Source organism: Streptomyces sp. NPDC017202 (genome assembly GCF_044331705.1).
Taxonomy (GTDB): Bacteria; Actinomycetota; Actinomycetes; order Streptomycetales; family Streptomycetaceae; genus Streptomyces.
This window is the reverse complement of record NZ_JBIRNP010000019.1, coordinates 127268-139266: the sequence shown is the minus strand read 5'-3', so window position 1 is coordinate 139266 and position 11999 is coordinate 127268. Positions and strand designations below refer to the sequence as shown.

Sequence of the window (11999 nt, the reverse complement as noted above, 5' to 3'; positions counted from 1 at the left end):
TGGTACTGCAGGGGGGACCCTGTGGGAGAGTAGGACGCCGCCGAACAATCATTCCGGGAAACCCCTGTGCCACCGGCACGGGGGTTTTCTGCGTTCACCATTGTTTTCCGGATGTAGGGGCTCCCTTTAGGGGCCCTTTTTGCGTTATAGGCGGCCTGCCGCTTTCAGCGTCAGGTAGGCGTCGGCCAGTGCCGGCGCCAGTTCCTCCGGGGTGGCGTCGACGACGGTGACTCCATGGCGGCGTAGCTGCTCCGCTGTGCGGGACCGTTCTGATTGCGCCTGGGCTGCGGCCGCTGCTTCGTAGACCGCTTCGGGGGTTCCACGGGACGCGGCCATGCGGGCGATGTGCGGGTCGGCCACCGAGGCCACCACGACAGTGTGGCGCCGGGTGAGTTGCGGGAGGACGGGTAGGAGGCCCTCTTCGACCGGCGCGGTGTCGAGCGTGGTCAGCAGGACGATCAGTGAGCTGCGGGGGGCCGTTCGCAGTGCTGTGGCGGTGAGACCGCGAGCGTCCGTCTCGACCAGTTCCGGTTCGAGGGATGCCAGGGCGTTCACCATGGAGGGGAGGGTCTCTCCGGCTGTGCGGCCCTGGACGAGGCCGCGTACGCGGCGGTCGTAGGCGAGGAGGTCGACGCGGTCGCCGGCGCGGGATGCCAGGGCGGCCAGGAGAAGGGCCGCGTCCACCGAGGCGTCGAGGCGGGGTGCGTCGCCCACGCGGCCCGCGGAGGTGCGGCCGGTGTCGAGGACCAGGAGGACGTGGCGGTCACGTTCGGGGCGCCAGGTGCGGACGGCGACCGTGGTGTGCCGTGCTGTGGCGCGCCAGTCGATGGACCGGGTGTCGTCGCCGGGCACGTACTCGCGCAGACTGTCGAACTCTGTGCCTTCGCCGCGGGTCAGGACGCTCGTGCGGCCGTCGAGTTCACGCAGACGAGCGAGTTTCGAGGGCAGGTGCTTGCGGCTGGTGAAGGCGGGAAGAACCCGTACGGACCAGGGGATCGTGTGGGTGCCCTGGCGGGAGAAGAGGCGCAGGGGGCCGTAGGAGCGGATGGTGACGCGGTCGGCGTGGCGGTCGCCGCGGCGGGTGGGGCGCAGCCTGGTGGTGATACGGCGGCGCTCGCCGGCGGGGACGGTGGTCTCGTGGCGGGAAGCGGCGATTTCGGTGCCGGGCTGCCAGCTGCTGGGCGGCCAGGCGTCGCGGATGTCGGCGCGCAGCAGGCGGCGGGAGGGGTTGGTGATCGTGAGGGTGACGTCCGCCGTGTCGCCGAGGCGTACGGAGGTGTCGCCGGAGCGTGTCAGGCGCAGGCGGCGCACGGGGGCCGCGAGGGCGAAGTCGCAGGCGCAGGCGATGACCAGGGGGGCGTTGACGGCGAGGATGCCTGTCCAGCTGGGCGCCCAGATGCCGACGGGGAGGGCGCCCAGGGCCGCCAGCAGGGCGGTGCGTCCGGTGAGTGCCATCAGCGGGGGACGGGGACGTGGGTGAGGATCGCGGTGATGACCGAGTCGGCGGTGACGCCTTCCATTTCGGCCTCCGGGCGGAGGTGGACGCGGTGCCGAAGGGTGGGAAGGGCGAGGGCCTTGACGTCGTCGGGGATGACGTAGTCGCGGCCGGTCAGCCAGGCCCAGGCGCGGGCGGTGGCGAGGAGAGCCGTTGCGCCGCGCGGGGACACGCCGAGAGAGAGGGAGGGAGATGTGCGGGTGGCTCGGCAGATGTCGACGACGTAGGCGGTGATCTCGGGGGAGACGGTGGTGCCGGCGACTGCGGTGCGGGCCGCTTCGAGGTCCGAGGGGCCGGCCACCGGGCGGACGCCGGCGGCGCGCAGATCACGGGGGTCGAAGCCCTCGGCGTGGCGGGTGAGGACGTCGATCTCGTCCTGGCGGGAGGGGAGCGGGACGGTCAGCTTGAGGAGGAAGCGGTCCAGCTGCGCTTCGGGGAGGGGGTAGGTCCCTTCGTACTCGACCGGGTTCTGGGTCGCGGCGACCAGGAACGGGTCGGGGAGAGGGCGGGCGGTGCCGTCGACGGTGACCTGGCGCTCCTCCATGGCCTCGAGGAGGGAGGACTGGGTCTTCGGCGGGGTGCGGTTGATCTCGTCGGCGAGAAGGAGGTTGGTGAAGACCGGGCCCGGCTGGAAGGAGAACTCGGCGCTGCGGCTGTCGTAGACGAGGGAGCCGGTGACGTCGCTCGGCATGAGGTCGGGGGTGAACTGGACGCGTTTGGTGTCGAGTTCCAGTGCGGAGGCGAGAGCGCGGACGAGCAGTGTCTTGGCCACTCCGGGGACTCCCTCGAGGAGTACGTGCCCGCGGCAGAGGAGGGCGACGACGAGGCCGGTCACGGCGGGGTCCTGGCCGACCACGGCCTTCGCGATCTCGGCGCGCAGGGCTTCTAGGGAGGCGCGGGCACTGCCCGGGTCCCCGGTGGTCCCGGCGTTGTCAGTGGTCGGGTCCATCATGGACGGCGTACCTCTCTTTCGAGGGCGTCGAGTCGGTCGGCGAGGGTGATCAGGCCCGTGTCGTCGGCGGGTGGCGGGCCGAAGAGCAGGGAGTGCAGAGACTGTCCGTCGCCGTCGAGGTGGGTGGACAGGGCCGGGACGAGAATCTCGGGCGTGTGTGCCCGGGCGACGGGGACGCCTACGAGAGGGGCGAGGCGGGTGCGGGTGGCGGTGCGAAGAGCGGTGGCCGCGCGGTCGCGCGCGTCGGCCCTGCGGTAGAGGCGGGCGCGGCCTTCGACGGTTTCGGAGGCGCGGATCGCGACGGGGAGTTTCTCGGGGACGAGGGGGCCGAGCCGGCGTGCCCGCCAGAGGGCGGCGAGGGCTGCCGCGACGAAGAGTTGCAGTGTGCCCCAGAGCCAGCCGGAGGGGATCAGGTCGAAAAAGCTCTTTTCCTCGTCCTGGTCGGCGGCCGAGGTGTCGGAGAGCGAGGGGAGGTACCAGACCAGATGGGGGCGGGAGCCGAGGAGTTGGAGGGCGAGGGAGGCGTTGCCCTGCTCGTCGAGGCGGTCGTTGTGGAAGATGTCGGGGGCGCCGAGGACGACGGTGTCGCCGTCGCCGGTGGTGTCCGGGACGCGGACCAGGGTGGCCAGGCGGTTGCTGGGGTAGCACTCGTCGGCGTCGCGTCGGGTGGTGGTGTAGCGGATGCCGCCGGTGTCGGCGCTGCCGGCGCGCTGCGCGGCGGGCAGCACGCAGTCGGGGGCGAGGGTGGAGGTGCGGCTGGTGGCGGGGGCCGCGGTGACGCCGGGGGCGAGGACTTCGACGGACCGGGCTCCGGGGGCGACGAGGACCGTGCGGCCGCCGGAGCCGGCTGTCGCCGAGCGCAGTTCCCGCCGGCGGTGTTCCGTCAGCAGGTCGGGGGCGGCGACCAGGAGGGTGGTGTCGGGGCCCGTCGCGGCGCGGGCTTCGGCCGAGGTGGTGACGACGCGGGTCGAAACGCCGTGGTCGGCGAGGAGTTCGGCGACGGCGCGGCTGCCCTGGGGGTCTGCGGAACGGGGGTCGAGGGCGTTGTGGCGGGCGTCGGAGCGCAGGGTGGCGAGGACCGCCGCGCCGGCCAGGAGGAGCGCGAAGGCGAGGACGACGCCGCGCGAGCGGGTCCACACCTGGCGGGCGGTGCGCGAGGCCGAGGTGGCCGGTGGCGTGGCCGCGGTGGTCATTCGGCGCCCTGGCGGGTGTGCCGGGCCGCGGTGGGGGCGCTGTCGTGCGTGAGGTGGGGTGTGGTGCCGTCCAGGTCGCGGTCGAGGTCGGCGATGCGGGCGTACGTCTGCTCGGTGACGGTGCGGCCGCCGTATGTGACGTCGTCGAAGTCGCGGGCGGCGGAGCGGAGCCGGCCGGTGTGGGCGGGGAGGGTGCGGCCGGCTTCCGCGGCGGCTTCGTCGGCGGTGCGGCCGGGGCGGGTGTCGAGGAGGGCGCGTTCCTCCAGGGAGCGGACGATGGCGCGCATGCGTTCCTGGACGGCCTGGTTCCAGTGGCCCCGGGCGGCGTGTGCCTCGGCGGCCGTACGGTGGTCGGCGGCGCTGCGGGGACGGTCGTCGAACAGGGCCGCCGCGGAGGCGGGTCGGCGGCCGGGGGTGCCGAGGCGCCACCACAGCGCGGCCACCGCGGCGGAGACGGCCAGGGCGACGACCACCAGGCCGAGGACTCCGCCCGGGGCCGCGGTCGAGGCGGCGCCGAAGAGGCCGTCGAGCCAGTCCCAGAAGGTGTTCAGTGCGCGTTCGAACAGGCCGGGATCGTTCTCGTGGTACAGCCGCTTGGACAGCTCGCGGCGGGCCGCCTCGCGTGCGGGGTCACGGGGGACGGTCACCGGTGGTTCGCCGCCCGAGCGCGCCCACGACAGCGGCGTGCCGTCGGCCGCCCGCGACAAGGCGTGCCCGGCGCGGTCGGCGGCGCCCGACAGGGCCGTGCGGGCCGGGCCGGGCGGTGCCGTCGTGGGCGGGCCCGCCGGTGCCGCTGTGAGAACTCCCCCCGCAAGCCTCACCGCATCAACTCCCAGGGGTGGTGCCGGGGGTGGGGGTTCCGTAGCCCTGGACGCCGGCGGCGCGGGCCAGGTCGAGGTCGAGGGCCTCGCGGCGGATGCGCTGGTCGACGTAGAGGAGTACGGCGACGCCCGCCGTGATCGGGAACGTGATGAGGGAGCCGATGACCGAGCCGACGCCGCTGACGATGAGGTACGTCCAGCCGAGCTCGGTGTCGGTGTCCGTGAAGGCGCTGAGGCCGCCGGGGGCGAGGGCGGCGCCGAGCAGGGCGAAGGGCACGGCGATGATCATGGCGACGAGGTTGGCGATGATCAGGGAGAGCACCTGGATGCCGAAGACCCGCCACCAGGAGCCGCGGACGAGCTTCGCCGACCGGGTCAGGGACTTCTTGATGCCCTGCTTCTCCAGCATCAGGGCCGGCGAGGCGAGGGAGAAGCGGACCAGCAGCGACACCGCGAGGACGACCGATCCGATGCTGCCCATGGCGGTGAGGGCATCGCCCGCAGCGCCGCCCAGGAGGGCGCCCGGCAGGACGCAGACGACGGCGACAGCGGTCACCCCCAGCAGCAGCAGGAGGATCAGGCCGAACAGTTTGAGCAGCTGGGGGCGGGCGTCGCGCCACGCCTCGCCGCTGGTGACCGGCTTGCCGAGGACGGCGCGGCTGGTGACGGCGGTCAGGAGCGCGGTCGCCGTGATGGTGCCGACCAGGCTGACCAGGAAGACGACACCGGAGTTGAGCAGGACGGAGCCCATGGCGTCGAGCTGTTCGTCGACCGTGGCGCTCGGGTCGCCGAGCGCGGCCGTGCTCGTGGACTCGTCCAGGACCAGGCCCTGCAGGAGGACGACGACGACCTCCACGACGACGGCGACGGTCAGGGAGATGCCGAGGACCGTGCGCCAGTAGGTGCGCATGGTGGAGACGGCGCCGTCGAGGATTTCCCCCACGCCGAGCGGGCGCAGCGGGATGACGCCCGGCTTGGCCGCGGGCGGGGGGCCGCCCCAGCCGCCGCCCCAGCCACCGGGAGCGCCGTATCCGCCGTGACCACCGGGGCCGGCGGGCGGGCGGGGGCCCCAGCCGGTGGCGGGGGGTGGTGGCGGAGGGGCCTGGCCCGGGTTGTGGGCGCCTGTCGGCGCGGACCACTGGCCGGGTGGCGGCTGCTGCGGGGACCACTGCGTGCCGGGGCCCTGCGGGTTCGGGGCCGGCCGGTCCGCGGGCTGCGTGCCGCCGGGCCGGTCGGCTGGCTCGGGAGGCGTGGACGTCCCGGGCTCCTGTCCGTCGGACGGGGCGGATCCGGGCGAGGCCCAGCCCGGAGTGTCGTTCATCGTCGCTCCTTCACGGTGCCCGTCCGCGGTCGCGGCGGCAGGTTGGGAGCCATCGTGCCATGGGGTGGGCGGCGGCGGATCGGCCGCGGTCCGGGCTGCACGCCTTCGATTGTCCGGCCGATAACGGGCACACTGACGGCATGGCTGATCAGTACGCGCAATCCGGCGATGACAAGCGGCCCACCGAGATACCGGCGATCCGCTGGGAGGAACCACCCGAAGGCCCCGTGCTGGTGCTCCTCGACCAGACGAGGCTTCCGGCCGAGGAGGTGGAACTGGTCTGTACGGACGCGTCGGCGCTGGTGGAGGCGATCGGTTCGCTCGCCGTGCGCGGGGCGCCGCTGCTCGGGATCGCCGGGGCGTACGGCGTCGCGCTCGCCGCCGCGCGCGGCTTCGCCGTGGACGAGGCGGCGAGCGCGCTCGCGGGCGCCCGGCCCACCGCGGTGAACCTGTCCGTCGGGGTGCGCCGCGCCCGCGACGCCTACCAGGCGGAGGTCGCCAGGGGCGGCAGCCCGGAGCAGGGGGCCCGTGCCGCCCTGGCCGCGGCGCGGCAACTGCACCGGGAGGACGCCGAGGCCAGTGCCCGGATGGCCGAGCACGGGCTGGCGTTCCTCGACGAACTGCTGCCCGGCGGCGGGCACCGGGTCCTCACGCACTGCAACACCGGTGCGCTGGTGTCGGGAGGCGAGGGGACCGCTTTCGCGGTCGCTCTCGCGGCGCACCGGGCGGGCCGGCTGCGACGGCTGTGGATGGACGAGACCCGTCCGCTGCTGCAGGGCGCCCGGCTGACGGCGTACGAGGCCGCGCGCAGCGGCATGGCCTGCACGCTGCTCACCGACAACGCGGCGGGGTCGCTGTTCGCGGCCGGCGAGGTCGACGCCGTACTGATCGGGGCCGACCGCATCGCGGCCGACGGGTCCGTGGCCAACAAGGTGGGGAGCTATCCGCTTGCCGTGCTCGCCCGGTACCACCATGTGCCGTTCATCGTGGTGGCGCCGCTGACGACGGTCGATCCGGACACCGCGGACGGGGCGTCCATCGAGGTCGAGCAGCGGCCCGGCTTCGAGGTGACGGAGATGGCCGCGCCGCAGGCGCCGGTGTCGGGAGCGGGGGGCGGGATCCCGGTGGCGCCCCTGGGGACGCAGGCGTACAACCCGGCGTTCGACGTGACGCCGCCCGAGCTGGTCACGGCGATCGTCACGGAGGAGGGTGTCGTCTCGCCCGTGACGGCCGAGGGCCTGGCGGAGCTGTGCGCCAGGGCACGGCACGCGACCACGGACTGAGGGGACGGCCGCCCCGCGGGGCGGCCGCCGCCCCCTGTCCCACGGGTGCTGTCGGCGGCCTCCGGGCGGGCGTCGGGCGTGCTGCCGGGGGCCGGGGCAGACAGTGACCGTTCCCTACGACTATCGTCACGGGCCAGTGACCCTGCTCACCAGCGCCACTGTCACTGTTATGAGAATGGGATGATGTCGTTTATGAAGGGACGAGTCCTTGTCGTCGACGACGACACCGCACTGGCCGAGATGCTCGGCATCGTGTTGCGTGGTGAAGGTTTTGAGCCGTCTTTCGTAGCCGACGGCGACAAGGCGCTGGCCGCTTTCCGTGAGGCGAAGCCCGACCTGGTGCTGCTGGACCTGATGCTGCCCGGACGGGACGGTATCGAGGTGTGCCGCCTGATCAGGGCGGAGTCCGGGGTACCGATCGTCATGCTCACGGCCAAGAGCGACACCGTCGACGTCGTCGTGGGCCTCGAATCGGGCGCCGACGACTACATCGTGAAGCCGTTCAAGCCGAAGGAACTGGTCGCCCGGATCCGGGCGCGGCTGCGGAGGTCCGAGGAGCCCGCTCCCGAGCAGCTCACCATCGGTGACCTCGTCATCGACGTGGCCGGCCACTCCGTGAAACGCGACGGGCAGTCGATCGCGCTGACCCCGCTGGAGTTCGACCTGCTGGTCGCGCTGGCCCGCAAGCCCTGGCAGGTGTTCACGCGGGAAGTGCTGCTCGAGCAGGTCTGGGGCTACCGGCACGCCGCCGACACCCGCCTGGTCAACGTGCACGTACAGCGGCTGCGCTCCAAGGTCGAGAAGGACCCGGAGCGGCCGGAGATCGTGGTGACCGTCCGTGGCGTCGGTTACAAGGCCGGACCGAGCTGACATGTCCAAGGACAGTGCCGCTTCGGCCCCCGGCCGGTCCGGGGCCCGTCCGGAGCGGCCTGTCGGCCCGCGGCAGACGGGATCGCGCTTCGCCCACCTCTTCGCCGGCGGGCTCCTCCAGGGCGGCGTGCGCAACAGCCCCGTCCTGCGGCTGCTGCTGCGCTGGATACGCAGGCCGCTGCTGCCCGTCATGCGGCTGTGGCGGCGCAACATCCAGCTCAAGGTCGTCGCCACGACCCTGCTGATGTCGCTGGGCGTCGTCCTGCTGCTCGGCTTCGTCGTCATCGGACAGGTGCGCAACGGGCTGCTCGACGCCAAGGTGAAGGCCTCCCAGAGCCAGGCCACCGGCGGCTTCGCCGTCGCCAAGCAGAAGGCCGACGAAGCGGCCGGCGCCGCCGCCGACGACGGAAACAGCTCGGACGGCCGCGGCTCCCAGAACGTCATCGAATGGATGAGCGAACTCGTGCTGTCGCTGTCCAGCGGCGGCCAGGGCGCCTTCGACGTGGTCACCCTGCCCCCCGGCGACGACAGCGGCGGCGGACGCGGACCACGGGCCTCCGGCTCCGTCGACCCCAACAAGAGCGTCCCCGACGTCCTGCGCGAACGCGTCAACAGCAGCACCGGCGCCGTCCAGAGGTACTCCCGCATCATCTACCTCAGCGACAAGGAGTCCCAGCCGGCCCTCGTCATCGGCAAACGGGTCAACGACCCCAACGGCGACCCCTACGAGCTGTACTACCTCTTCCCGCTCACCCAGGAGGAGAAGTCCCTCAGCCTCGTCAGGGGAACCCTCGCCACCGCCGGACTCTTCGTCGTCGTCCTCCTCGGAGCCATCGCCTGGCTCGTCGTACGGCAGGTCGTCACTCCCGTGCGGATGGCCGCTGGCATCGCCGAACGCCTCTCCGCCGGACACCTCCAGGAACGCATGAAGGTCACCGGCGAGGACGACATCGCACGACTCGGCGAAGCCTTCAACAAGATGGCGCAGAACCTCCAGCTCAAGATCCAGCAGCTGGAGGACCTGTCACGGATGCAACGGCGGTTCGTGTCCGACGTGTCGCACGAGCTGCGCACACCTCTGACGACCGTACGGATGGCGGCCGACGTCATCCACGAGGCCCGTGAGGACTTCGACCCGGTCACCGCCCGCTCGGCGGAACTCCTCGCCGACCAGCTCGACCGCTTCGAATCCCTCCTCGCCGACCTCCTCGAGATCAGCCGCTTCGACGCGGGCGCCGCCGCCCTCGAGGCCGAACCCGTCGACCTGCGCGACGTCGTACGCCGTGTCGTCAGCGGAGCCGCACCGCTCGCCGAACGCAAGGGCACGTCCATACGCGTCCGCGGCGACCAGCAGCCCGTCGTCGCCGAAGCCGACGCCCGCCGGGTGGAACGCGTCCTGCGCAACCTCGTCGTCAACGCCGTCGAACACGGCGACGGCAAGGACGTCGTCGTCAAACTCGCCAGCGCCGGCGGAGCCGTCGCCATCGCCGTCCGCGACTACGGCGTCGGACTCAAGCCCGGCGAGGCCACCCGCGTGTTCAGCCGCTTCTGGCGCGCCGACCCGGCACGCGCGCGTACCACCGGCGGCACCGGCCTCGGACTGTCCATCGCCCTGGAGGACGCCCGCCTGCACGGCGGCTGGCTCCAGGCCTGGGGCGAACCCGGAGGCGGCTCGCAGTTCCGGCTCACCCTGCCCAGGACCGCGGACGAACCCCTGCGGGGCTCACCGATACCCCTGGAACCCAAGGACTCCCGCCGCAACCGCGGACTCAACGAAGCGGGCCTGCCGCGCGGCGGAAGCGAGAAGAGCGCCACCGTGCCCCTCCAGCCCGCCGGTGAGCAGCGTCCACCCGGACGGGCACCCCTGACACCCCGGCAGGGCACCGTGGCCGCCACCGCCGACCCGACGGCACTGCCCGGCAACGGCGCGCGCGTCGTGCCCCGGCCCGCCTCCGACACCCGCCCACCGGACCCGCCCACCAGGGACGGGGCACACGAGGGGACACCCGGCCGAACGAGCCGGACGGACAGGGAAACCGACGGCGCGAAAGAACAAGGGGAGGCATTTCGTGGGCGCTGACCGCGAGGGGGGACGCCGGCGCACGCCGGTGCGCGGGACGGCGTACGCCGTGTGTGGCGTCGTACTGCTGGCGGGATGCGCCTCGATGCCCGACAGCGGCGACCTGCGCGGCGTCGAATCCACCCCCCGTCAGGAGACACAGGTCCGGGTCTTCGCCATGCCGCCCCGCGACGACGCCCCGCCCGCCGAGATCGTCCAGGGCTTCCTCGAAGCCCTGACCAGCGACGACCCCGGCTACTCCACCGCGCGCCAGTACCTCACCCCCAGCGCCGCACAACAGTGGAGACCCGAACGCTCCACCACGGTCCTCGCGGACGGGCCGGGCACCCAGGCCGACCGCTCCGGCAGCAGGGAGGACGGCGACGACTTCGCCTTCCGGCTGACCGGCACCCGCGTCGCCACCATCGACGCCCAGCAGTCCTACACCCCCGCCTCCGGCGACTACGACCAGACGGTGCACCTCACGCGCGACAAGAAGACCGGACACTGGCGCATCGACGCGCTGCCCGAAGGCGTCGTCATGGGCAAGTCCGACTTCCAGCGCAACTACATGTCGCTCAACAAGTACTACTTCGCCTCCCACACCACCTCCGCCGGCTCCGGACAACCCATGGCCGTCGCCGACCCCGTCTACGTCCGCGAACGCGTCGACCCCATGACCGAGATGGTGCGCTCCCTGCTCAACGGGCCCACCAGCTGGCTGCGCCCCGTCGTCCGCTCCAGCTTCCCCACCGGCACCGCACTCACCGCCGGCGTCACCTCCCTGGCACCCGACGACCAGAACAAGCTCACCGTGCCGCTCAACGACAAGGCGGCCCGCATCGGTCACGGCAAGTGCGACGAAATGGCCGCGCAACTGCTGTTCACCCTCCAGAGCCTCAACCCCATCGTCGACGAGGTCGAAGTACGCGCCGGCGGAAACCAGCTCTGCTCCCTCACCGAGGACCGGGCCGCCGCCGTCGCCGAACGCGGAGCGGAACGCCGACCCGACTACCTGTACTTCATCGACGGCCGCCACCGCCTGGCACGCAGGACGAACGCCGGCGACAGCGCCGGATCCGAAGCCGTACCCGGCGCGCTCGGCGACGGCACCCAGGCCCTGCGCTCGGTCGCCGTGTCCCGCGACGAACACAGCGCGGCCGGCGTCGCCCTCGACGGCAAGGCGCTCTACGTCACCTCCACCGTCGCCGGCAACTCCCTCGGCGAACCCGTCCTCCTGAGCAAGGGCAAAACCGAGACCGACCGGCTCACCACCCCCAGCTGGGACGCCCAGGGCGACCTGTGGGTCGCCGACCGCGATCCCGCCGACCCGCGCCTGCTCCTCCTGGAGAAGGGCGGCGGCGAGCCGCTGGAGGTCCTCACCCCCGGCCTCGACGGACGGATCAACACCGTACGGGTCGCCGCCGACGGCGTACGGATCGCACTCGTCGTCGACCAGGGCGGCAAGCAGTCCCTGCTCATCGGACGGATCGAACACGACAGGAGCGGCGAACGGCCCACCGTCGCCGTCCAGGAACTGCGCTCCGCGACCCCCGACCTGGAACAGGTCACCGCCATGTCGTGGGCCGGGGACAACAGACTCGTCGTCGTCGGCCGTGAAGCCGGCGGGGTCGAACAGGTCCAGTACGTCCAGAGCGACGGCTCCATCCCCGAGACCGGCACGCTCCCCGGCCTCACCGAGGTCACGAGCATCGCCGCCTCCGAGGACAGCGAGGCCCCCCTCTTCGCCACCTCGAAGGAGGGCCTGCTGTGGCTGCCCGGCGGGAGCGGCTGGCGGACGCTGAAGGAGACCGGCTCCGTCGCGTTCTACCCGGGGTGAGGACGGCCGCGCTCCGGCGGGGAGCAGGCCGGCGCACCCGGCCGGTCTGATCCTCGGCCGGCCGGGTTCTCCTCCGGCCCGCCCGATCCTCGTCGGGCCTGGCCCTTCAGGCCCTCCGGGACTTTCCACAGGCCCGTGCCAGACCTTTTCCACAGGGGTGGCAGG

At 72.8% G+C, this 11999-nt stretch carries 9 protein-coding genes; 4 read left to right on the top strand and 5 right to left on the bottom strand.

All coding sequences use genetic code 11. The annotated features are described in order from the left end of the window. Positions 1-144: 144 nt before the first annotated feature. Genes ACH4N1_RS28215 through ACH4N1_RS28195 form a run of 5 tightly spaced genes read right to left on the bottom strand, consistent with a single transcriptional unit; the run spans position 145 to position 5782 of the window. On the bottom strand, positions 145-1455 hold the full coding sequence (locus ACH4N1_RS28215; RefSeq protein ID WP_398101314.1) for a DUF58 domain-containing protein: 1311 nt from the start codon (positions 1453-1455) through the stop codon (positions 145-147). Continuing rightward, positions 1455-2444 carry an AAA family ATPase gene (locus ACH4N1_RS28210; RefSeq protein WP_398101311.1) on the bottom strand — a complete coding sequence of 330 codons (990 nt, stop codon included), beginning with the start codon at positions 2442-2444 and terminating at the stop codon, positions 1455-1457. Before ACH4N1_RS28210 ends, ACH4N1_RS28215 begins: the two co-directional genes overlap by 1 nt. Next, entirely contained in the window at positions 2444-3640 is a 1197-nt protein-coding gene (locus ACH4N1_RS28205) for a DUF4350 domain-containing protein (protein ID WP_398101308.1), read from the bottom strand. The genes ACH4N1_RS28210 and ACH4N1_RS28205 overlap by 1 nt, the downstream gene beginning before the upstream one ends. Further along, positions 3637-4461 (bottom strand): DUF4129 domain-containing protein, encoded by an 825-nt coding sequence (locus ACH4N1_RS28200; RefSeq protein ID WP_398101305.1) that lies wholly within the window; start codon positions 4459-4461, stop codon positions 3637-3639. Before ACH4N1_RS28200 ends, ACH4N1_RS28205 begins: the two co-directional genes overlap by 4 nt. Before the next feature lie 4 nt (positions 4462-4465). Further along, on the bottom strand, positions 4466-5782 hold the full coding sequence (locus ACH4N1_RS28195) for a hypothetical protein (protein ID WP_398101302.1): 1317 nt from the start codon (positions 5780-5782) through the stop codon (positions 4466-4468). Between the two features lie 140 nt (positions 5783-5922). On the opposite strand from ACH4N1_RS28195, the gene mtnA reads away from it, so the two are divergent. The 4 genes from mtnA (at position 5923) to ACH4N1_RS28175 (ending at position 11834) form a co-directional block, all read left to right on the top strand. Next, the gene (gene mtnA, locus ACH4N1_RS28190) at positions 5923-7065 is read left to right on the top strand and encodes an S-methyl-5-thioribose-1-phosphate isomerase (protein ID WP_398101299.1); all 1143 of its coding nucleotides are present in this window, start codon (positions 5923-5925) and stop codon (positions 7063-7065) included. A 180-nt stretch (positions 7066-7245) separates the two neighbouring features. Then, positions 7246-7935, top strand: coding sequence for a two-component system response regulator MtrA (mtrA, locus tag ACH4N1_RS28185; RefSeq protein ID WP_005316841.1), 690 nt, complete (start codon positions 7246-7248; stop codon positions 7933-7935). A gap of 1 nt (position 7936) precedes the next feature. Next, a complete protein-coding gene (mtrB, locus tag ACH4N1_RS28180) occupies positions 7937-10015 on the top strand; it encodes an MtrAB system histidine kinase MtrB (RefSeq protein WP_398101295.1) in 2079 nt (692 codons plus the stop codon). After that, on the top strand, positions 10005-11834 hold the full coding sequence (locus ACH4N1_RS28175) for an LpqB family beta-propeller domain-containing protein (RefSeq protein ID WP_398101292.1): 1830 nt from the start codon (positions 10005-10007) through the stop codon (positions 11832-11834). Before mtrB ends, ACH4N1_RS28175 begins: the two co-directional genes overlap by 11 nt. Positions 11835-11999: the final 165 nt, after the last annotated feature.